This window comes from Streptomyces sp. NPDC001093, assembly GCF_040298985.1.
In the GTDB taxonomy this organism is placed as follows: domain Bacteria; phylum Actinomycetota; class Actinomycetes; order Streptomycetales; family Streptomycetaceae; genus Streptomyces.
The window spans coordinates 1-21,221 of the sequence record NZ_JBEPBF010000025.1 but is presented as its reverse complement, the minus strand read 5'-3'; the positions used below and the strand labels follow the sequence as shown (position 1 = coordinate 21,221).

Annotated in this window: 18 protein-coding genes; 11 read left to right on the top strand and 7 right to left on the bottom strand. The window is 68.6% G+C overall.

Annotated elements, in window-relative coordinates; genetic code table 11:
• The first annotated feature begins 870 nt into the window (after positions 1–870).
• Positions 871–1,395, top strand: coding sequence for a DDE-type integrase/transposase/recombinase (locus ABT288_RS15350; protein WP_351607151.1), 525 nt, complete (start codon positions 871–873; stop codon positions 1,393–1,395).
• Between the two features lie 240 nt (positions 1,396–1,635).
• Here the strand turns inward: ABT288_RS15350 and ABT288_RS15345 are convergent, their stop codons facing one another.
• Together ABT288_RS15345 and ABT288_RS15340 are read right to left on the bottom strand one after the other, a co-directional pair.
• Entirely contained in the window at positions 1,636–2,928 is a 1,293-nt protein-coding gene (locus tag ABT288_RS15345) for an MFS transporter (RefSeq protein ID WP_351607149.1), read from the bottom strand.
• A 531-nt stretch (positions 2,929–3,459) separates the two neighbouring features.
• Positions 3,460–3,960 carry a DUF302 domain-containing protein gene (locus ABT288_RS15340; protein WP_351607147.1) on the bottom strand — a complete coding sequence of 167 codons (501 nt, stop codon included), beginning with the start codon at positions 3,958–3,960 and terminating at the stop codon, positions 3,460–3,462.
• A gap of 308 nt (positions 3,961–4,268) precedes the next feature.
• Between ABT288_RS15340 and ABT288_RS15335 the strand changes: the two genes are divergently transcribed.
• Positions 4,269–4,631 carry a TetR/AcrR family transcriptional regulator gene (locus ABT288_RS15335; RefSeq protein ID WP_351607145.1) on the top strand — a complete coding sequence of 121 codons (363 nt, stop codon included), beginning with the start codon at positions 4,269–4,271 and terminating at the stop codon, positions 4,629–4,631.
• The gene (locus ABT288_RS15330; protein ID WP_502972753.1) at positions 4,547–4,825 is read left to right on the top strand and encodes an LmrA/YxaF family transcription factor; all 279 of its coding nucleotides are present in this window, start codon (positions 4,547–4,549) and stop codon (positions 4,823–4,825) included. Before ABT288_RS15335 ends, ABT288_RS15330 begins: the two co-directional genes overlap by 85 nt.
• Before the next feature lie 755 nt (positions 4,826–5,580).
• Here ABT288_RS15330 and ABT288_RS15325 read toward each other — a convergent pair.
• On the bottom strand, positions 5,581–6,567 hold the full coding sequence (locus ABT288_RS15325) for a ketopantoate reductase family protein (protein WP_351607140.1): 987 nt from the start codon (positions 6,565–6,567) through the stop codon (positions 5,581–5,583).
• A 237-nt stretch (positions 6,568–6,804) separates the two neighbouring features.
• Positions 6,805–7,422, bottom strand: coding sequence for a TetR/AcrR family transcriptional regulator (locus ABT288_RS15320; protein WP_351607138.1), 618 nt, complete (start codon positions 7,420–7,422; stop codon positions 6,805–6,807).
• A 131-nt stretch (positions 7,423–7,553) separates the two neighbouring features.
• On the opposite strand from ABT288_RS15320, the gene ABT288_RS15315 reads away from it, so the two are divergent.
• The 8 genes from ABT288_RS15315 (at position 7,554) to eutC (ending at position 17,321) form a co-directional block, all read left to right on the top strand.
• Positions 7,554–8,402 (top strand): enoyl-CoA hydratase/isomerase family protein, encoded by an 849-nt coding sequence (locus ABT288_RS15315; RefSeq protein WP_351607135.1) that lies wholly within the window; start codon positions 7,554–7,556, stop codon positions 8,400–8,402.
• Between the two features lie 4 nt (positions 8,403–8,406).
• Complete coding sequence (locus tag ABT288_RS15310; protein WP_351607132.1) at positions 8,407–9,663, top strand: CaiB/BaiF CoA transferase family protein; 1,257 nt, start codon at positions 8,407–8,409, stop codon at positions 9,661–9,663.
• Positions 9,651–10,583, top strand: coding sequence for a fumarylacetoacetate hydrolase family protein (locus ABT288_RS15305; protein WP_351607130.1), 933 nt, complete (start codon positions 9,651–9,653; stop codon positions 10,581–10,583). The genes ABT288_RS15310 and ABT288_RS15305 overlap by 13 nt, the downstream gene beginning before the upstream one ends.
• Before the next feature lie 469 nt (positions 10,584–11,052).
• On the top strand, positions 11,053–11,823 hold the full coding sequence (locus tag ABT288_RS15300; protein ID WP_351607128.1) for a CoA transferase subunit A: 771 nt from the start codon (positions 11,053–11,055) through the stop codon (positions 11,821–11,823).
• A 2-nt stretch (positions 11,824–11,825) separates the two neighbouring features.
• A complete protein-coding gene (locus tag ABT288_RS15295; RefSeq protein ID WP_351607126.1) occupies positions 11,826–12,521 on the top strand; it encodes a 3-oxoacid CoA-transferase subunit B in 696 nt (231 codons plus the stop codon).
• Between the two features lie 981 nt (positions 12,522–13,502).
• Positions 13,503–15,062 (top strand): APC family permease, encoded by a 1,560-nt coding sequence (locus ABT288_RS15290; protein WP_351607124.1) that lies wholly within the window; start codon positions 13,503–13,505, stop codon positions 15,060–15,062.
• 46 nt (positions 15,063–15,108) lie between these two features.
• Positions 15,109–16,542 (top strand): ethanolamine ammonia-lyase subunit EutB, encoded by a 1,434-nt coding sequence (gene eutB, locus ABT288_RS15285; RefSeq protein ID WP_351607122.1) that lies wholly within the window; start codon positions 15,109–15,111, stop codon positions 16,540–16,542.
• On the top strand, positions 16,539–17,321 hold the full coding sequence (eutC, locus tag ABT288_RS15280) for an ethanolamine ammonia-lyase subunit EutC (RefSeq protein WP_351607119.1): 783 nt from the start codon (positions 16,539–16,541) through the stop codon (positions 17,319–17,321). The genes eutB and eutC overlap by 4 nt, the downstream gene beginning before the upstream one ends.
• Before the next feature lie 286 nt (positions 17,322–17,607).
• On the opposite strand, the gene ABT288_RS15275 is transcribed toward eutC, so the two are convergent.
• From ABT288_RS15275 to ABT288_RS15265, 3 genes are read right to left on the bottom strand one after another with little or no spacing between them, the layout of a single operon-like run.
• Complete coding sequence (locus ABT288_RS15275) at positions 17,608–18,462, bottom strand: transglutaminase family protein (protein ID WP_351607117.1); 855 nt, start codon at positions 18,460–18,462, stop codon at positions 17,608–17,610.
• Positions 18,463–18,464: 2 nt separating this feature from the next.
• On the bottom strand, positions 18,465–19,397 hold the full coding sequence (locus tag ABT288_RS15270) for an alpha-E domain-containing protein (RefSeq protein WP_351607115.1): 933 nt from the start codon (positions 19,395–19,397) through the stop codon (positions 18,465–18,467).
• Positions 19,394–20,938, bottom strand: coding sequence for a circularly permuted type 2 ATP-grasp protein (locus ABT288_RS15265; RefSeq protein ID WP_351607113.1), 1,545 nt, complete (start codon positions 20,936–20,938; stop codon positions 19,394–19,396). The genes ABT288_RS15270 and ABT288_RS15265 overlap by 4 nt, the downstream gene beginning before the upstream one ends.
• Positions 20,939–21,221: the final 283 nt, after the last annotated feature.

Below are 21,221 nucleotides of genomic sequence, written 5' to 3'. Positions count from 1 at the left end.
ATTTTGTGGGGGGCGGGGGGGGGGGCCCGGGCCCCCAGCCGCCCCCCGGCCCCCCTCTATTACAACACCATCTACCGGCGCGCTGCGCCGGCCTTCTCTTTCCGCAGGTGCCGCCTGGGAGGGCGGGGTTGCGGGGATCGCGAATGCGTGACCGGGGACCACCTTCCAATCCGGGGCCTTGCGGTACCCGGGCGAACTACTTCCTCGCCCGGGCGATCCTGATGGCGTTCTGCTCCTACCTTTCGATTACGCGGATACCGCGGGTGCTGCTCACAGCCCCGCTGAGGCCGTGTCCTTCTGGTCTACCTGCACAGCAGTTCGTGCCTGCTGTGTTCACTTCGACTTCTGGGTACGAAGACAACGCTAACCCTGTGACGGCAGAATGTCTACTGTCGCCATGACAGTTTTTCTCCATGGAGTGTGCGTCTGCTTCTACCGCAGGTACATCAGGAAGAGTGCTCACTCGAATGGCGGTCCCCGCTTCCCGTACAGCACTCCTCGGTGGGAACGGCCCGGTGCTTGCCCACGCTGAACGGCGTCCCAAGCTGCGTACGTCCACCGCCACAACCCCGTGCCGAGGCCCAGATCAGGACCGATCTCCGACTGGAGATCCTGCGAGACGTGACCGCCAGGCTGTCGGCAGCAGGGGATCAGTGTCCCAGCCCGTGCCCCTTACCTCCCCGACGACCAAGCACAGCTGCACAAGGACGGGGCCGGGCACGTACTTGTTTGGTGACCAGCTCGCTGATCACCAGCCGGGTCAGGCCCACGATCCGCTCAAAGACCGCAGCCGGGTGGCCGCGAGGGAAAGCGGCGGCTCGGTGGCGGGCTTCAGCGATGCTGACTCCGTCATCGGCCAAGGCGATCGTCATGTCCATCGCGGTGCATTACCCGGCACCACGCGCAGGCGGCTTTCCGTCCGGAAGCGCAAGGATGCCGACGTCGGTGACGGTTGTTGAGGAGAGCATGGAAGGCATCGGCGGCCCGCCAGAAGGCAACCGATTGTCGATCACACGCGCAAGTCCGAGGGCCTGTCCGGAGCCGTGCGAGGCAAGAAGATCAACACCACCGTCGCCGACCAGCAGGCGGTGCGCGCGCCGGACCTGGTGGCCCGCGACTTCGTACGCCACGGCGACGAACCGCTGCTGGGTCGCCGACCTCACGCACGTCGTGGCCTGGGCCGGTACCGTCTACGTCGCGTTCGTCGTCGACACGTTCTCCCGGCGCATCGCCGGATGGTCCACGGCACTGACCAAGCAGACCGAACTGGTTCTGTCCGCACTGGAGATGGCCATCTGGCAGCGCTACCGCGCCGGAAGTCCGATCCAGCCGGGCGAGCTGGTGCATCACTCGGACAGTGAGTATCTGAAGTATCGGATGTCCCGGGCTTCTTGACTCGCACAGCGATGGACGCGCCATGCCGGTGCCGGGATGCTCTCGCGGCTCTTCCTGACCCGCACTCCGATCGACGGCGCTGTCCTTCCTCGGACTTGTCGATGGCCCGGGAGCATCCCGGCGAGGCGCTCGCCTCGACCAGGCCGGCATCACCCCCTCGGAGCCGTGGCCCTCCTATGGTCCCGGGGGCGGGGCTGCAACGGGTCGCGACCAGGTCCCCGACGGACCGGGCGCTGCGCCCTACTGGCTCCGGGCGGTCTTGGCCGCGTCCGGGTGGGAAGGGCCGACGGTGGCCAGGGCGTCGGAAGAGGCCGGTGCCGCCAAGGGCCTGGCTGCGCGCCTGCGGACGGCGGCTCCGGCGACCGCCAGCAGTGCCAGCACAATCACCATGGCGCCGTACCACATCGTCGTGACGCGCAGGCCGAGAGACGGGATGGCCAGCCCGGCCACCACGGCGGGGAGGCTGAAGGCGAGGTAGCTGACGACGTAGACGGAGGCGAACAGCTTCGCCCGTTCAGTGGGACCGGCCAGTGCCGCAAGCGAGCCGAAGGAGCCCAGGAGGGAGCTGCCCCAGCCGACGCCGGCGAGGGCGGTCCCGAGGAAGAACAGCGGCGTCGAAGGTCCGACGAGGGCGAGCAGGGTCAGAGCGGTCCCTGCGGCGAGGGCCACGCACCCGGCGGCCATCACCCGCTGCGGCGCCAGGTTGCGCCCCAGCAGTGAGGCGACGGTTCCCGCGCTGTAGAACGTGGCCAGCGCCAGGGCACCGACCAGATGGCTGCCGATGTGCAGGACCCCTACGGCCAGCGAGGGGCCGAGCGAGAGGTAGAACCCAGTGATCGCCCAGGTGGCGATGAGGCAGGGCGTGGTCGCCAGGAAGGCCCGGCGCACCTGGGAGGGCACGGCCAGTTGCGGCCGCAGCGAGGCCCAGGCGCCCGGCCGAGCCGTGATCGGCTCGGGCAGGAGGAACACCGCCGCGGTCAGCACCAGGAAGCCGGCGATCAGCAGCACGAAGACCAGCGTCGTGGGGGCGGGGGCGTACTGCACCAGCAGTCCGGTGCCCAGCGCCCCGAGGGCCAGCCCGGCGGCCGGGGCGGCGCTGTTCAGCACCGAGGCGAGGCGTGACGTGGGTGACGGCTGCAGATCCACCAGCCCGGCGGTGATGGCCCCCATCGCCGCACCCATCCCCAGCCCCTGCAGGATGCGCGCCACCAGCAGCAGCCCAATATTGTCGGCGATGAGGAACACGGCCATGGACGCGGCCTCGACGATCAGCGCGGCGGCGAGCACGGGCCGCCTGCCGATGTAGTCGGAGAGTCCTCCGACGGTCAGCAGCGCAACCAGCAGGGCCAGGGCATAGACCGCGAAGATCGTGGTGAGCGTAGTCGGCGAGAAGCCCCAGCGGTGCTGATACACCACCAAGAGCGGGGAAAGCGCGCTGTTCGCGGCAAAGAACGCAAGGAACGTGGCGGCCAGAAGCCAGAAGCCGACCGGGCGCGATATTCGCCTCGCCGGGCGCAGATGCTGGATGTGCATGTCGGTGGTTCTCTCCGGTGGGATGGGGGCGACTGGCCCCGGCGAGGGTGCGGGGGCTCGGCGCAGGTGTCACCGGGCTCTGAGGGCACGACCCCGACCAGGTAAAGCGATCGCTATACCTCGGCGCTGGTGTATCTACTCATCGACGTAAAGCGGGGGTTCCCGGAATTCGGGTGAACCCGACACCACAAGGGGCTGCCGGATTTGATGCGTGGAATGGCGTGGTGCTGACGCCAGGGTTTGGCCTGGGCCGGTGAGCACGCGGCGCTCAGGTGACAGCCGGTTGATCAGCGCGATCAGCTCACTGGGTAAAGCCGTAAAAGTTCACGCCTGTTGTCGGCGCCGGTGGGCAAGGGGCCCTACTGGAGTCGCTCTGCAGCCTGGGCGGGGGTGTCGTAATAGCCGGGCCGTGCCAGTGTTTGCACGACAGGTCGAACGAGCGGAAACAACCGAGAGGAGCCCGACGCCTCCGGCCGAGACGGACAGTTGCGAGAGCCGGGCGGTGCAGCCGTCCGGCTCTCGCAGCTTGTTTTAGGCGGCGGCGTCCTCGAAGACCTTGACCATCTCGGCGTCCAGAAGCTCGGGAACGTCCGACTCGCGCATTTCGGGGAACTTTCCGAAGAACGCGGAAGGCAGGTCCATGTCGATGCGTGTCTGCTCACCATCGCGCTGGGAGACGCAGATACGCACGGGCGCCCCAAGGCCGGCGGCTGCAGTGTGCTGGAACAGGCCTCGGGCAATGACAGCGTTACCGACCAGGTAGAACTTGGACTCGATGGGGATTCCAGCCAGCCTCATGGTTGAGCCCTGCTCGAATTCCCAGAAAATGGAGAACTTGCTGGGCGCCGAGACCTCTGCAACGTAGGCCTCCAGTCCCTCGCGATCTGCATGTGTCACGTATTCCATCAACTTCGACGGCGTAAAGCGCTGCAAGCTCGACTCGATGGCCTTGGTGACCTCGAAGAAGGACTTTTCCGAGCGGATCGTGACGAGTACGCCATCAAAGGGTGTCAACGTCGTGTGATCTGACATGACTACCTACTCCCATGTGAGAGGTGATTTCGATCATTTCACGTCGGGAGCCGCCGTCGGGACGATCTCGCCGACCAGGTCAACCGCCTCTGCCTCCGTCACGACTGGATCGGTGACGTGGTCGCACCCTCGTCCTGCATCGCACTTCCCCGAAGGCCCGAGGCTGGTTCAACACTCAGAACGTTATATGTCGACCATCATAGTTGTCAATGCAGGTAGGGAGATCGGTTTGGACTGAATAGGTGAGGTTGCTATACCCAACGACATATAACCGCGTCATGCCACGCCAAAGCTCCGCGAAGCAACAGATGATCACCGCCGCCCGACGCCTCTTCCGTGAACGCGGCTACCTCGGCACGTCGGTCGCCGACGTCCTGGCCGAGTCCGGAGCGCCTCGCGGTTCGGTCTACTTCCACTTCCCGGGCGGGAAGGAGGAGCTTGCCGCCGAGGTCGACATCGCTCACACTGCCGAGTCGGTCGCACTGATCAACCGGCTGGCCAACCGAGAGTCGAGCGCGTCCGCCTTCCTCGCAGGCTTCGTCGCGCATTTTCGCGACGAGATCGTGGCCAGCGGCTACTGCAAGGGGTGCCCGGTGGCCCCATCGTTCTGGAGGTGGGCGGTTCAACCCCGCGCCTGGCCGCGGTCACCCGCCGGGGCTTCCAAGACATGATCACCACCATGGCAGCGCGCCACGTGGACAAAGGACTGCAGCCCGAAAGCGCTCAGGAACCGGCAGCACTGGCCGTGACCGGAAGGGAAGGGGGTCTCGTCGTCAGCCGAGCCCTGGAGGACCCCGGACCCTTCGAGGCACTGGCGGCCCGACTCACCGAAGCTGCCGAAGCCGCACCCGCCCTTTCCACCTGACCGCCCGACCCGGACCCCCGATCGCGGTGGGCAGCCGTCCGGCCGCCCCAAAGAAAGGCGCCTCCCCTTCAGTTGAGCAACGAACCGAACGAGGTAGGCGCGCACCCCCTGCCGTGGCGGCGGGACATCGGGAGGGCTCGCGGCGGGCGTGCGAGAAGGCGATCAACTTCTGCCGCACCGCAGCGGAGTACAGCAACCAGCGCGACCACAGCCGATCGTCACCGGCCTCGGGCGACCGGCTAACTCATTGGAGGTAATGGCCAGGTCACCGGGCTGGTGGCCGCATGTAATGGCAGCGCGACGAGCGGTCCGTTGTCGTGATGCACGACGCACCGAGGAATGCCGGGGACCTGGAACTCGAAGAACGCGGCTCAGCGCATGAGGCCCATCGGCTCGTGCGGACGGCGATCAGCTGCCAGCTGAGGTCGGTTCAGACCCGTGAGACGTTGCTCCGGGAGATGCCGGTGGGCCTTTTCAGCGGCCACTCCAAGGGCGAACCGCAGATTCAGGGCGACTGCACTTTCACGGCCGTCGAGCCTCGCCGCTGCAGAAGCAGCCGTCACCTGGTCGGTGCCCACCCCGGAAATACTCGGTGTCCGCACCGAGCGGCTTGACTGGGCGTCGACCGGTGAGTGGAGACGCCATGGCCGGCTTTCACGGCGATGGGCGTGCAGGGCCGGGTCGATCCGGCGCCGTCGCTTGGGAGTCCTGTCCCGGTGCCCTGCATTGCCCGAGGTTTGGTGGGACGAACCGGGTCACGCACGCTGCTGTTCGTGCACGCGCAGGCGCAGCCGTGCGGCGTTGAGCAAGGGGGTGGCCAGGTCGTGGCGGAGGGCCCGGTCGACCAGGTCGCCGAGGATCTGCTCGCCCTCGGTCGAGTGGCCGGCGGTCATGTCCCGGTACAGCGACGACGTCAGCGACGAACCTGCCTGGGTCACTGCCGTCTCGATCGGTGTCACATCGGGCACGGGGAAGCCCGCCGCGGCCGACACCGCCGCCGCCTCGGCGACGACAGCCCGGGAGAAGGAGCTCCCTCCGGCAGCCACGACCTCACCGACGGTGCCGCCCATCAGGCAGGTCACCGCGCCGACGCTCGCGATGAACACCCACTTGTGCCACATGGCAGGCACAATGGCAGGATTCACCGCGAACTCGTACCCCGGCACGTCCAGTAGTGCCGTGAGTTCCTTCGTCCGTGCGCTCGTCCCGCCCTCCTGCTCGCCCAGTTCGAACGTCGCAAGCGGTGCCGACTGCACGATGTCGCCGTCCGCATTGAGCGAGGTGACCACCTTCACCACGCCACCGAGCACCGCTTCTTTGCCGAACCGCTCGTTGAGCAGGTCCAGGTGTGCCATCCCGTTGAGGAAGGGGACGATCACGGTCGTGGGCCCGATTGCGTGTGCAAGGTCGTCCATGGCCTGGCTGAGCCCGGTCGCCTTGACGGACAGCAGCACTACGTCGTACTGAGTGTCGAGTTCCGCCGCTGTCACAAGTTGCGGCGTGACCACTTCCTCGTGGCCGAGGCCGACCAGTCTCAACCCTCGTTCGCGCAAGGCGGCTGCCCGCTTCGGCCGCACCAGGAACGTCACGTCCCGGCCGGCCTGCGCCAGCCGCAGACCGAAATAGCCTCCTGTGGCCCCTGCGCCGACAATGAGAACCTTCACGAAACGACCTCTATTCGTAAGCGTGGCGCAGGTCGGGAATTCCATCGGAACCAGTGCGACGCACAGCGCCGTGATCATCGAAGTCAGCTGTTGTGGCGGAGACCAGCCCGTGGCCGACCGCCGGGACACCGTCGCTGACGACCGGTGCCCTCCTCCAGGGAGCCGCACGACGCTCGACCGACGGACGGTGGGCGTGGTCTCCTTTCGCGTCCCCACGCCGGTCCGGCTGGTGACACCGGCAGCATCACGACAACCTTCTCCACTCCAGGGTGCCCGGGCGGCTGCCCACCTCGCTCGCACACCCGGGTCCGCCGCTCAGGCGGAAAGGGTGGGATCCGGTTCGGCGGCTTCGGAGAGTCGGACCGCCAGCGCCTCGAAGGGTTCGGGGCTCTGCAGGGCTCGGCTGACGACGAGTGCCCCTTCCATTCCGGTCACGGCCAGTGTTGCCAGGTCACGGGCGCGGTCCGACTCCAGCCCCTTGTCCACGAGGCGCGCGGCCAATGTGGTGATCATGTCCTGGAAACCCCGGCGGGTGACCGCGGCGAGGCGCGGCGTTTCACCGGCCACCTCCAAGATGATGGGAGCCACTGCGCACCCCTCCTGGTAGCCGCTGCTGACGATCTCGTCGCGGAAATGCGCGACGAAGGCTCTGAGCAGGGCGGACGCGCTCGGTTCCCGGTCGGTCAGCCGGTTGATCACCGCGACCGACTCGGCAGCGTGGGCGATGGCGACCTCTGCGGCGAGCTCCTCCTTCCCGTCAGGAAAGTGGAAGTAGACCGAACCGCGCGGCGCGCCCGACTCGGCCAGGACGTCGGCGAAAGAGGTGCCGAGGTAGCCGCGCTCGCGAAAGAGGCGGCGGGCGGCGGTGATCATCTGCTGCTTCGCGGAGCTTTGGCGTGGCATGAAGTCATTGTATGCCAGCAGGTGCGGCATTCCAAGTGGATGGTTTCAGCTCGACCGCTCTACCTGCATTGACGACTATGATGGTCGGCATATAACGTTCCGGCTGTCTCACCGGCCCCGGACGCTTTGACGGGGCAAGATCAGGACGGGAGCACGACGACGTGACTGACAAAGACGTGACGGACACCGAGGTTGTTGACCCTCTCGGTGAGATCGCCCCGCTGGCGGCTCCCGATGTGAACTCACCCCCCGTGGCCCGCCAGATGGACGGCAACGTGGCCGTGCTGACCATGCAGTCGGCACCGCACAACTTCCTGGGCGAAGCACTCCTGGACGGCCTGTTGCACGGCCTGAGGTGGGCGGAGGAGCGCGGGGCGCGTGCTGTGCTGTTGCGCAGCGGGCTGCGTAACTTCTGCGCCGGCGCCGACCTGAAGATCTTCCAGAGCGCCCAGCGGGGCGTGGCTCCGGACCTCGACCTGGCCGGCGCCCTGAAGGTCTTCGACGAGCTGCCGATCCCGATCGTGGCCGCGGTTCACGGCGTCTGCGTCGGCGGCGGTTTCGAGATCGCGCTCGCCTGCGACCTGGTTGTCGCGGCGGAGTCCGCGAAGATCGGGAGCGTCGAGGCGACCATCGGCATGAATCCGTTGATGGGTGCGATCCAGCGGGTCACCCAGCGTGCGGGTGCGGCCCGGGCGAAGGAGATGGCCCTCCTGGCCCGACGCTACGATGCCAGGATTCTGGAGCGCTGGAACATCTTCAACCGTGTGGTGGCGGACGACAAGCTGACCGCCGTCAGCCTCACCCTGGCCCACGAGCTCGCCAACGGCCCGACCCTCGCACACGCGTCGACCAAGGCGATCGTCTCCTACGCCGTCGAGCACGGGGTACGCGCGACCGACGATGCGATGAAGGACCTGCAGAAGGAATTCTGGAAGTCCCGGGACCTCAAGGAGGGACTGGCCTCCATCGAGGTGAACGGTCCCGGCGCCGCACGCTTCGAAGGACGGTGACGTCATGACGCTTCCCCTGGAAGGAGTGCGGGTCATCGACTTCTCCCGCGTGCTGGCGGGACCGCACTGCGCGAAACACCTGTTGGACCTCGGCGCCGAGGTCATCAAGATCGAACCTCCCCGCGGTGACCTGACGCGCCTGGCCTTCCCCCAACAGGGAGCGGTCACCGGCTACTACGCACAGCAGAACGCCGGCAAGCGCAACATCAGCGTGGACCTGAACGTTCCCGAAGCCCGCGAGCTCGTGCTCCGCCTGTGCGACACCGCCGATGTCATCGTGGAGAACTTCCGGCCCGGCGCCCTGGCCTCCTTCGGCCTGGACTACGAGGCCGTCTCGAAGCGCAATCCCTCCGTGGTGTACGTGTCGGTCAGCGGATACGGACAACAGGGCCCCTGGCGTACGCGCATGGCTTACGCGCCGACCGTGCAGGCGGAGGTGGGCATCACCGCCAACACCCTCAGTCAGTTCGGCGTCGAGGGCCGGCAACGCCACTCCGACGCGCTGTCTCATGCGGATGTCTACGCCGGTCTGCACGCGACGATCGCCGTGCTGGCAGCGCTGCGACACCGCGAGGCCACCGGTGTGGGCCAGTACATCGACGTGGCGATGGCTGCCGTGATGACCTCGATAAACGAGCGAACGCACGTCGACCTGTCCGGCATCGACATGGGAGCCGAACCGCCGATCCTGGGAGCCACGGACTGCTCGTTCTTCACGGGCCCCGACGGCAAGGACTTCGTCGTGCCGGTGAGTCTCGTCGGCAGCCTGACATTCCCCTTCTACCTGGCGGCGATGCGCCGGCCCGACCTCGCCGACGACCCCAGATTCGCCACGCCCGAACTGCGGCTGGCGAACCTGGACGAGCTGCACACCCTGGTGCAGGACTGGATCGACAGCTTCGAGGACATGGGCTCCCTTGACGCACAGTTCGACGAGGCGAAGATCGCCATGGGGCAGCTGCGCGATATCGCGGAGTTCTGCGAGACCGAATGGGCCCAGCAGTGGGGCGTGGTAAGGAAGGTGCCGGACCGCGTCGGCGGGACGATCAACATCCCCGGCCCGCCGTGGCACTTCAGTCTGCACGACGGCACAACGGCCCCCCAGGTGCCCGCCCTCCAGGGTGAGCACAACACGGAAGTGCTCAAGGAACTCGGCTACGACGACGAGCACATCCAGAGGCTTGTCGCGAGCGGCGCCGTGGTAACGCCCAGCCGATCGACGGAAACCGGTACCCCAGGAGGCTCCCCATGCGCTGGGTGACCTATCTTTCGCCGTCCGACGGTACGGAACATGTAGGAGTGCTGAACGGCGACCGGCTGCTCGGCAGTACAAGTCCAGCGCGGCTGATCGACCTGCTCGCGCTGCCCGGCGACGGCATGGCCGAGGCCGGACACATGCTGCTCAGCGATCCCGGCGAGGTGCTGCTCGCCGCTGAGGCGGTGCTCCGTGCCCCGGTTCCGATGCCGCCGTCCATCCGCGACTTCATGTCGTTCGAGAACCACGTGGTGACGGCGTACGGCGCCCTGGGGCGCAAGGTCAGCCCCGTCTGGTACGAACAGCCGACTTTCTACTTCACCAACCCCGCGTCCGTCCGGGGGCACCGTGACCCCGTGGAGATCTCCCCAGGATCGGAGCAGTTCGACTACGAACTGGAAATCGCCGCGGTCATCGGCAAGCCGGGGTCGGACATCGCCCCGGCCGAGGCCGCCGCGCACATCGCCGGATTCATGGTCCTGTGCGACTGGAGTGCACGCGATCTCCAGACGCACGAGACGGAAGTGGGACTCGGGCCTGCGAAGGGGAAGGACTCGGCCACGTCCTTCGGGCCGTTCCTGCTGACCGCTGACGAACTGACCGAGCGGCGGTCCGGGCGAGGCTACGAACTGGAGATGAGCGCACACGTCAACGGAACGCTGTATTCGTCGGGCAACCTGGCGGATCTGTCCTGGTCTTTCGAGGAGATGGTCGCGTATGCCTCGCGCGGCACCCGTCTCCTCCCGGGCGACGTGATCGGGTCCGGCACTGTCGGTACCGGCTGCGTACTGGAGCTGTCCGCAGTCCACGGCTCAGAACGCTTCCCATGGCTGCGGGCAGGCGACGAGGTCCGGTTGGCGATCGAGCACTTGGGAGCTGTCGAAGCCCGGGTCGAGCCTTCGCGGCCCGTCCAGCGGTTGCGATGACCCGCTGCCCGGGCGGCTGGCGCTCGCCGGTCACGAGCGGCCCGCCAGGAACGGGCACTCGGCAGGCGCCCGGGCAGCATGACCACCAGCATGTGTCTGTGCGGCCTCCTCCCCGCCCTCGGAGGCCGCCTCTCTCAGGGGCCACCGGCCCGCACCCGTAGCCCACCTCTCGTCGCCGCATCCGGCGTTGGCGGAATTCCGAAGGCCGGCCGCGGTGGGTCCGTGGGCATCGAAAAGCGCCGCCTGTTCGGGGTGGGCGTGGCCAGGCTCACCGCTGCCCCCTCGGTGCGTTCCACGTGTGAGTCGTGATCGCCACGCCGGAGCAGACAGGCCTTGCTCCGCGGTTGTGCTGGGGGCGTCGGTCGCGGACACGGGCGGCAAGTCTGTCGCGGTTTCCGTGCGGCCGGCCGGCAACTGTCAACACCCTGGGTCCGGCTCGCCGCAACCAGGGACAAGCGAAGGGTCAAGTATGGACAAGGTGGTGGACTCGGCCGCGCAGGCTGTGGCCGACATACCAGATGGCGCACTACTGGCCGTCGGAGGGTTCGGGCTGTGTGGCATCCCCTCGACGTTGATCGCTGCCCTGTTCCTGGCGGGAACGACCGGGCTGCGGGTGGCGTCGAACAACTGCGGCGTCGACGACTGGGGCCTCGGCCTGTTGCTGCGGGCCGGGCGCATCGCTCGTATGACGTCGAGCTACGTGGGCGAGAACAAGGAGTTCGCCCGGCAGTACCTGTCCGGCGAACTCGAAGTGGAGTTGACGCCGCAGGGCACCCTGGCCGAGCGGCTGCGGGCCGGGGGCAGCGGCATCCCGGCGTTCTACACCCCGGCAGGCACCGGCACCCAGGTCGAGTTGGGCGGACTGCCGTGGCGGTACTCGCCCGACGGCTCGGTGGCGGTGGCCTCACCGCCCAAGGAAGTACGCGAGTTCGCCGGGCGCCGCCACGTCCTGGAGGAGGCCATCACCGCCGACTTCGGGCTGGTGCGCGCCGAGATCGCCGACCGCCACGGCAACTGCGTCTTCCACGCCGCCGCCCGCAACTTCAACCCGCTGTGCGCCATGTCCGGCCGAATCACCCTGGTTGAGGCGGAACGCATTGTCGACCCCGGCGAGATTTCGCCGGACGCCATCCACCTTCCAGGTGTCTACGTCGACCGGATCGTCGCAGCCGACCCAGCGGACAAGCGGATCGAACGCCGTACCGTCCGTACGTCGGCCGCCGGACTCGGAAAGGAGTAGCGATGCCGCTCGATCGTGACCAGCTCGCTGCCCGGGCCGCCCGCGAACTGCGCGACGGTCAGTACGTCAACCTTGGCATCGGCCTGCCGACCCTCATCCCGAACCATCTCCCGCCCGAGGTCGAGGTGATCCTGCACTCGGAGAACGGGATTCTGGGCACCGGCCCCTATCCGTACGACGACGCAGTCGATCCGGACCTGGTCAACGCCGGCAAGGAGACCGTGACCGTGCGCGCCGGGGCCTCCTACTTCGACTCGGCGTTCTCCTTCGGGATTATCAGGAGCGGCCGTATCGACGTGTCGGTGCTCGGCGCCATGCAGGTCTCCGCCGCCGGTGACCTCGCGAACTGGGCGATCCCGGGCAAGCTCGTCAAAGGCATGGGCGGCGCCATGGACTTGGTGCACGGCGCCCGTCGCCTGCTGGTGGTGATGGAGCACACCGCGAAGGACGGCAGCCCCAAAATCGTCCGGGAACTCACGCTGCCTGCCACCGGCTTGGGTGTCGTCGACCGGATCATCACGGACCTCGCCGTCATAGACGTCACGGCCGACGGTCTACGGCTGGTCGAACTCGCACCCGGCGTCACTGTCCTCGACGTCGTGGACCGGACCGCAGCCCCGCTGGAGACCGCCGGCCACCGCGTAACCGCCGAGGAGGTCAAGTCGGAGGCCTTTACGACTCCGTTGCTCAGATCGTAGGCGTTGGTCCGGCGCGAGTCGAATGGGGAACCGGGGCAGGTGCCTCGTCTCGGGACTGGGTGGTGGGCCTGCCGACTGGCCCGGGCCGACGAAGTCCATGACCGTGCCACAGTGACGGAGGGGAACCGCTCGTCCTGTTGTTACCGCGCTACGCCGCTCCTCCAAGGGTGCTCACCTGTCAGGGAACAAACGCCGTGAGCCCGACGGCAAGGCCGGCCTCCATGCCCGGAGAAGGTGCCGTCTGGTTCCCTGTTGCGCTCCGCACAGCCGGGGTGCGTGTACAGCCACGCGAGGACATCACGGATGGCTTCGCCCTGCTTGATCGCCAGCTGCTCACCTTCGGGTCCATCCACGAAGACGTACTCGATGACGACCTCGGGCGGTTCTCTGCGTCTCACCCTCGTAGCCTGCACCGTGGCGCCGGCCGTTCGCGTGAGCTGGAAGAGTTGCAGCGTTCCGGGACAGTGCCTGACGCCGGCGGGGTGGTCTACGGCCGTCAGGCTTTCGATGCGCTTCACCGTCACACGGGCGCTGCACCCGGTCACGTCCATGGGCCTCGCCCGCAGGGCGCCGTACTCGCTGGAGCGGGCAGTGTGCTCGCTCCCACCATGGCCAGGGCGGGGACCCAGCTGGGGCGGGTTGAGCGGCTCACCGGACGGCTCGAGCCCAACGTCGCCGTCTGATCCGGCACACATAGCCACACAGGCTTCAGCGGCCCCGTCTTCCGCACGCGGCGGCTCTGCCGCCGGCGTGATCGCGGGCCCTCAACGCGAACCGCCCCCGACGCAATTACGGCTCGCGGAGGTGTCGCAGGACTTCCTCACTACGGCCTACGCGGCCACGAATGGCATGAGATATGTCTCTTTCGCCCTGCTTAACGAGGACGAAACGGCGGCCGCCGCATTCCGTAAAGAGGGTTCGCGACGATCGGGCACTTACACCGTCCAGCGCAACATCCCGCAACATCCGGAGCCAGATCGCGTGACTACTACAGAATCCGCCCACACGCCTCTCGGCGGTCCCGGCACGGGCGCCACTCCCGAGCCCAAGCGCCTGCGCACCGGGGCGCTGGGCATGTGGGGCGTCGTCTTCACCGTGCTGGCCACCGCCGCTCCCATCACCGCCATGACGGGCAACGTGCCCATAGCGATAGGCTCCGGAGCCGGCACGGGGACCCCGGCCACCTTCATCTTCTGCACCGCCGTTCTGGTGATCTTCACCATCGGCTACTCCGCGATGGCCCGGCACATCACCGCCACCGGCGCCTTCTACGGTTTCATCACCCGCGGCCTGGGCCGGGTCGCCGGGCTGGCCAGCGGCCTCATCGCGACCCTTGCCTACGTGGTCTTCGAGGGTTCGCTGATCGGGATCTTCGCGTCCTTCTTCAAGACGGACGTGGAGACCTTCGGCGGGCCGAAACTGAGCTGGATCGTCTACGCGCTCTTCGGCATCCTCACCATCGCAGTACTCGGCTACTTCGACATCGAGCTCTCCGGGAAGGTGCTGGGCGTCTTCCTGGTCGCCGAGGTACTGATCCTGCTGCTGATGGGCGGCTCGGTGCTCTTCCACGGCGGCGGCCCCGACGGGCTGATGACCGGCTCCCTCGACCCGGCAGGCGGTTTCACCGCGGTGGCCGGCGGCAGCGTGGCGATCGGTCTGTTCTTCGGTTTCTGGTCGTGGGTGGGCTTCGAGACCACCGCGGTCTACGGCGAGGAGTCCCGCAACCCGACCCGGATCATCCCGCGCGCCACCCTGCTCGTCGTCATCGCGCTCGGCGCGCTCTACACCTTCGTCTCCTGGATGACCATCGCGGGCAACGGCGCGCACAACGCCGTCACCATCGCCCAGGGCGGTACCGGCAACCCCTTCGATCTCTTCTTCGGCATCACCCAGAAGTTCGTTGGCGTCTGGGCCAAGGACCTCTACCAGGTCCTGACTGTCACCGGCTCCTTCGCCTGCGCACTGGCCTTCCACAACTCGGCCTCCCGCTACCTCTACGCGATCGGCCGCGAGGGCCTGCACAAGGCCGTCACCCCGCTCGGCGCCACCCACGACAAGCACAAGTCCCCGTGGGTCGCCTCGATCGTGCAGTCCGTGATCACCCTGCTCATCACCTTGTACTTCTTCCTCTTCCAAGCCCCCAGTAAAGCCGCGCCGGACGTGCCGTACTACTACGAGTTCGGCCTGCTGGCGATCATGGGCACGATGGGGATCCTCATCGTCCAGGCGATCTGCTCCGTCTCGGTGATCTGGTACTTCCACGGCGGCAAGCGCCACCCGGAGACCCGTAGCTGGTGGCGGACCCTGCTCTGCCCGGCTGTGGGCGCGGCGGGCATGGCCTACGTCGTCTACCTGCTGTTCAGCAACCTCTCCTTCGCGGCGGGCGCCGCCTCCAACAGCCCCGTCTACACCCTCACCCCCTACCTGGTGATCGGTGTGGGCGTGCTGGGCGCGGTGACGGCGCTGGTGCTCCGGTCCACCGACCGGGCGCGCTACGAGCGGATCGGCAGCACCGTGCTGGCCGAGTCCCACGAGCGCTGAAAGCCCCTCATGCGTACCGCAAAGAGAGTTCGGAGAGGTTGACAGTATGGTCTACCGCGGCACTCTGCGTGGCGAGCGGTTCACATTCGCCACGCTGCCCGAGCTGCTGGCCAAGGCGAACGAGGTGAAGTCGGGTGACCAACTCGCCGGACTCGCCGCACGCAGCGAGCGGGAGCGAGTAGCGGCCAAGCTCGCCCTGGCCGACGTACGGCTGGCCGAGATCGCCGCGACTCCCGTCGTGGAGGACGCCGTGACGGAGGCGGTCTCCGTGCCCGCCGACCCGGCGCGCTTCGCGGAGCTCGCCTCGCTCACCGTGGGTGAACTGCGCGAGTCGGTCCTGGAGCCGGACTTCCATCGGCGGTGGTCGGGCGGGCTGCGCGCGGCGATCACCCCGGAGATCGCCGCCGCCTGCGCCAAGCTGATGAGCAATCTGGACCTGGTGGCGGCGGCCGCCCCGCTGCGCCGTACCACCCGCTGCCGTAACACCATGGGCGGTGCGGGCGTCTTCGGCTCTCGTATCCAGCCCAACCATCCCACCGACAGCGTGCGCGGCATCATGCTGTCCGCGCTGGACGGCCTGGCCTTCGGCTGTGGCGACGCGATGATCGGCGTCAACCCGGCCACCGAGTCCGTGCCGGTGATCGGCGAGGTGCTGCGCGCCGTGCACGAGCTGATCGCCCGGCTGGGCATCCCCACCCAGTCCTGCGTGCTGGCGCACATCACGACCCAGCTGGCCGCGCTGGAGGCGGGCGCACCCGTGGACCTGCTCTTCCAGTCGGTCGCCGGGACGGAGGCGGCCAACGCGAGTTTCGGCATCGACCTCGGCCTGCTCGCCCGCGGCCGGGAAGCTGTGCTCGCCCACCACGCCGAACGGGCGGGCGAGTTCGCCGGCGAGCAGGTGATGTACTTCGAGACCGGCCAGGGCAGTGCGCTCTCCGCCGAGGCCCACCACGGCGTCGACCAGCTCACCCTGGAGGCGCGGGCGCAGGCGGTGGCCCGGCTCTACGACCCGTTCCTGGTCAACTCGGTGGTCGGCTTCATCGGGCCGGAGTACCTGGCCGACTCGGTGCAGATCACCCGCGCAGGCCTGGAGGACCATTTCGTCGGCAAGCTGATGGGCGTGCCGACCGGCGTGGACGTCTGTTACACCAACCACGCGGACGCCGATCAGAACTCCAACGACAACCTGCTGGTGCTGCTCGCCTCTGCCGGGTGCACCTTCGTGATGGCCATCCCGGCCGGGGACGACGTGATGCTCAACTACCAGACCACCAGCTACCACGACGTGGTGAGTGTCCGCCGGACGCTGGGCCTGCGCACCGCTCCGGAGTTCGAGTTCTGGCTGGCCGAGATGGGCATCTCCTCCGACGGCCGCCCCGGCGGCAAAGCGCACGCCCTGCCGACCAGCCCGGCCGAGCTCGCCTCCGCGTTGGAAGGCAGTGGAGCCCTGCGCGAACTCCTCCCCGGGGGTGTGGCGTGACGGAGCACCTGGAGCTCTGGGCCCCTTCGGCCGGACCGACGTCCGCGGAGCGAACCGCTGCCTGGTTGCGCGCGGCGACCCCCGCCCGCATCTTCACGGGCCGGGCGGGCAGTTCCTACCGCACCGCCACCCTGCTCGCCCTGCGCGGCGACCATGCGGCCGCGCGGGACGCGGTCTCGACACCGCTGGACCTCGACGGCCCTGGGATGGCCGCGCTGGCCGACCGCTTCCCCTGGACGGTGGTCGCCACCATGGCCGACTCCCGGCACCGCTACCTGCGCCGCCCCGACCTGGGCCGGCGCCTCACCCCGCAGGCGCGGCAGGCGATCCGGGCCGAGCACGGTCCCGGCCCGGACGTGCAGCTCGTGATCGGCGACGGGCTGTCCTGCACCGCCGTACTCGCCCAGGTGCCGGCTCTCCTGCCGCTGCTGCACGAGGGCTGCGCGGCGCGCGGCTGGTCGGTGGGCCGTCCGATCGTGGTGCGGCAGTGCCGGGTCGGCGTGCTCAACGAGATCGGCGAGCTGCTGGACCCGGCGGTGGTCGTGCTGCTGATCGGTGAACGCCCGGGCCTGGCGACGGCGGAAAGCCTTTCCGCGTACCTGGCGTACCGGCCGCGTCCCGGGCACACGGACGCGGACCGCAACCTCCTCTCCAACATCCACCGCGCGGGGATTCCGGTGCGGGAAGCCGCGAGCCGGATCGTCGGGCTGGTGGATACGCTGATGGCCGAAGGGCGGAGCGGAGTGGCCGTCAAGGAGGCCGCTGCACTGGAGAGCTGACCAAGCGCCCAGCTGGACGTGCCACGATGTGCCGCCGATCGTCTGTGGCGCCGTCGTGGCCAGGGCTTGTCTGATGGGTCGCGGGTGATCCGTCGTCTTGGAGGGCGGGGCTCGTCAGATGGTCACGGCTTCGCCCGGCTGCAAGGGGCATATCAGACACAGCCCCGCACCCCTTCAGGGGGCTGCCGAACCGCAGCGGACTTCGCCCGACGTGCTCGGTGTCGGGTGACGCGTCATGAAGGGGTCGTCCGGAGGGCCGGGAGTGATTCCCGGCCCTCTGTCGCGTTCAGGCAACCTGTGTGAATTCCACGGTCACCTCCGGCGGCCCGCCCGCCACCCCCCGGTACACGCCCTTGTGCGGGGGCACGTCGTCGTAGTCGCGGCCGCGGCCGACCACCACGTGGGACTCGTCGGCGCGGGTGCGGTTGGTCGGGTCGTAGCCGCACCAGCCGCCCGCCCAGTACTCGATCCAGGCGTGGCTCTGCCCGGCGACCGGGCGGTGGAGCTCGGCCTCCTTCTCCGGGTGCAGGTAGCCGGAGACATAGCGGGACGGCAGCCCCAGGCCCCGCAGCAGGGCGATGGTGACGTGGGCGATGTCCTGGCAGACGCCGGTGCCCTGCTCCCAGGCCTCGGCGGCGGAGGTGGTCACGCCGGTGGTGCCGGGCAGGTACGACACCCGGTCGGCGACCAGCGAGGAGACGGCGACGGCCATCTCGTGCGGGTCGAGGCCCGCCGTGACGTCCCGCGCGTGGGCGATCAGCTCCGCCGGGACCGTCGTACGCACCGTCGGGTTCGCGAACTCCAGCAGACGGGAGCGCGTGGTGCGTTCGGCCACCTCCGCCCAGCCGGGCGGCTCGGGAAGCGGACCGGGCGGGGCCGTCTCGACCAGGCTGGACGCGGTGATGGTGAGGTCGGAGTGCGGGTCCATCAGGTCGAAGCCGGTCACCTGGGTGCCCCAGTAGTCCCAGTACGACCAGGTCGCGGCCGCCGGGCCGACGGTCACCCGGCCGTCCAGGGCGGTCTGGCCGGGCAGCGTCAGCGGGGTCATGCGGACCTCGTTGTGCGAGGAGACGGCGGCCTGCGCGTAGGAGACGTGCGTGACGTGCCGGATGCGGAGGCGGCGGATTCCCTTCCTGGTCACGCTCACACTCCTTCCTGGGCCCACTCGACGGCCCCTTGGTACGGGAAGAACCGTTCCGCCACCGCGTCGGCGGACGTCATGCAAGCCTGCTGCAAGTCCCGCAGCAGTACCGGTAGTTGTTCCTCAAGGGCGTTCGAGTCCAGGTACTCAAGGCGGGTACGCAGGCGGCCGATCGGGCGGCGTGCCGGGTCCTGGCGCGGGCGGCCCAGCGCGGTCAGGCACTCCTCGGCCGTGGTCAGTGCATGCAGCGCCGAGCGCGGGAAGTCCCGGTCCAGAAGCAGGAATTCGGCCACCCGCGGGGTGTCGCCGAAACCGCCGTACACGCGCGCGTACGCCTCGTCGGCGCCGCTCGCGCTCAGCAGCGTCGGCCAGTCCGGTGCGTGCGCCGCGTCCAGCACGCGCACGCTCAGCAGCCGTACGGTCATGTCGACCCGCTCCAGACTCCGGCCCAGGATGACGAACCGCCAGCTGTCGTCCCGGCTCATCGTGGAGTCGGCGAGCCCGAAGAAGAGGGCCGCGCGGCGCCGGACGAGCTCCAGATAGGCGTACGGGCCCGTACGGCGGGCGGCAAGCCGCTGGTCGGCGAGGGCGTGCCAGGTGGAGTTGAGGCACTCCCACATCTCCGAGGAGACGGCCTCACGGGCGCTGCGGGCATTGAGCCGGGCGGCGCCCAGCGCACCCTCGATGGAACCGGTCGAGCGGGCGTCGAACGCGAGCTGGTCCAGCACCTGCTGCATGTCCACGGGTTCCGCCCCCGCGTCCACGCCGAGGATCGCGTACAGCGACCGGCAGGCCACGTCCTCGTCGCGCCAGGGGTCCTCCAGCATGCGGTGCAGATAGGCGTCGAGGATCCGGCCGGTGGCGTCCGCCCGCTCGACGTACCGCCCGGTCCAGGTCAGCGCCTCCGCTATCCGGGAGAGGATCACGTCGTTCACTGCTGCTGCGCCCCTTCCTGTACGACCGTGGTGGTGCCGTCGGGACCCAGCTGGCGGGGAGCGACCTCGGGCGGATCACCGGAGCCGACGGAGGCCGGCCGCTCGGCGGGGCCCTCGGCGAGTACCCAGGTGTCCTTGGAGCCGCCGCCCTGGCTGGAGTTGACGATCAGGTTGCCCTCCTGGAGGGCGACGCGGGTGAGGCCGCCGGGCAGCACCCAGACATCGTTGCCGTCGTGCACGGCGAACGGGCGCAGGTCGATGTGGCGCGGCGCCATGCCCTCGCCGGCGAGGGTGGGGGAGGTGGACAGGGCGACGGGCCGCTGCGCGATGAAGCCGCGCGGGTCGGCGATGACGGCTTTGCGGGTGCGTTCGAGGGTGTCGGGGTCGGCCTTCGGCCCGATGACGATGCCCTGACCGCCCGCTCCGTCCACGGGCTTGACGACGAGCTGCTCGATCTGGTCGAGGACCGCCTCCAACTGCCCCGGTTCGTCGGGCCGGTAGGACTCCACATTGGGCAGGACCGGTTCCTCGGACAGGTAGTACCGGATCAGATCCGGGACGTAGGTGTAGAGCAGCTTGTCGTCCGCGATCCCGTTTCCGACGGCGTTGGCGAGCGTGACGTTGCCGGCCATCGCCGCGTTCATGATCCCCGGGCAACCGATCACCGAGTCGGGCCGGAAGTGCAGCGGATCGAGGAAGTCGTCGTCCAGACGCCGGTACACGACGTGGACAGGCACCTCGCCGCGCGTGGTCCGCATCCACACGCGGTTGTTCCGGCACAGCAGGTCGTGTCCCTCCACCAGCTGCACGCCCATCAGCCGGGCGAGCAGGGCGTGTTCGAAGTAGGCCGCATTGTTGGGCCCGGGGGTCAGTACCACGACCCTGGGGTCGGTGGTGCCGTCGGGCGCGGCGGCGCGCAAGGCGGCCAGCAGGCGGTGCCCGTAACCGTCGACGGGCAGCACATGCTGCTCGGCGAAGAGGGAGGGGAAGATGCGGGTCATCGCACGCCGGTTCTCGATCACGTACGAGACCCCGCTGGGCACCCGTACATTGTCCTCCAGCACCCGGAAGTCCCCGGCCTCGTCGCGCACGAGGTCGATGCCGGCGACGTGGATGCGCACGCCCCCGGGAGGCTCGATTCCGTGCGCGACGCGGTGGAAATGGGGGGAGTTGAGGAGCAGCCGCCAGGGCACGACGCCGTCCTCGAAGGCACGGCAGGGACCATAGGCGTCGGCGAGATAGGCCTCCAGGGCCCTGACTCTCTGGCCGACGCCGCGTTGTATGAGATCCCATTCGAGGGCGTCGAGGATGCGCGGCACGAGGTCCAGTGGCCACGGCCGCTCCTCGCCCGCGAAGGCGTAGGTCACACCACGGTCGGTGAACGCCCGGGCCATCTGGTCGGCTCTGAAACGCAGTTCACTCGGTGCGATCGGCTGCAGCGCCGCCAGTACCGGCTCATAGGCGGTCCTGACCTCACCCGGCCGCACAAACATCTCGTCCCACGCGTCGGCCAACGCGTACGCGTCAAATATATCCGCCATGAGGGGACATTAAGTGCGGCTCGTAACGCGACGATCTCTACGTGATTTCCGGCGGCGCACTCGCGGCCGTCAGCCTGTGGGGTGCCAAAAGTCTCGGGCGCACCCGGAGTGCGGATGGCCGGATGTCTGGGGTGTGCGGGTGACCGTGCCGGGGGCCGGCTAGGGCCTGTGTGAGGTCGTGATCAATTTCGGGTTCTGGTCCCGTGCGGGGACAGGACCTGGTAGGACGCTGGGTGTGACACGTAGGCAACTCACCGACGAGCAGTGGGAGTTCATCGAGCCG

Excerpts from the sequence above, each read along its gene's own strand:
- ABT288_RS15350 (WP_351607151.1), top strand. The coding sequence starts at position 871 with ATGTCCATCGCGGTGCATTACCCGGCACCACGCGCAGGCGGCTTTCCG.
- ABT288_RS15345 (WP_351607149.1), bottom strand. The coding sequence starts at position 2,928 with ATGCACATCCAGCATCTGCGCCCGGCGAGGCGAATATCGCGCCCGGTC.
- ABT288_RS15340 (WP_351607147.1), bottom strand. The coding sequence starts at position 3,960 with ATGTCAGATCACACGACGTTGACACCCTTTGATGGCGTACTCGTCACG.
- ABT288_RS15335 (WP_351607145.1), top strand. The coding sequence starts at position 4,269 with ATGATCACCGCCGCCCGACGCCTCTTCCGTGAACGCGGCTACCTCGGC.
- ABT288_RS15325 (WP_351607140.1), bottom strand. The coding sequence starts at position 6,567 with ATGATCACGGCGCTGTGCGTCGCACTGGTTCCGATGGAATTCCCGACC.
- ABT288_RS15320 (WP_351607138.1), bottom strand. The coding sequence starts at position 7,422 with ATGCCGCACCTGCTGGCATACAATGACTTCATGCCACGCCAAAGCTCC.
- ABT288_RS15310 (WP_351607132.1), top strand. The coding sequence starts at position 8,407 with ATGACGCTTCCCCTGGAAGGAGTGCGGGTCATCGACTTCTCCCGCGTG.
- ABT288_RS15305 (WP_351607130.1), top strand. The coding sequence starts at position 9,651 with ATGCGCTGGGTGACCTATCTTTCGCCGTCCGACGGTACGGAACATGTA.
- ABT288_RS15300 (WP_351607128.1), top strand. The coding sequence starts at position 11,053 with ATGGACAAGGTGGTGGACTCGGCCGCGCAGGCTGTGGCCGACATACCA.
- ABT288_RS15295 (WP_351607126.1), top strand. The coding sequence starts at position 11,826 with ATGCCGCTCGATCGTGACCAGCTCGCTGCCCGGGCCGCCCGCGAACTG.
- eutB (WP_351607122.1), top strand. The coding sequence starts at position 15,109 with ATGGTCTACCGCGGCACTCTGCGTGGCGAGCGGTTCACATTCGCCACG.
- ABT288_RS15265 (WP_351607113.1), bottom strand. The coding sequence starts at position 20,938 with ATGGCGGATATATTTGACGCGTACGCGTTGGCCGACGCGTGGGACGAG.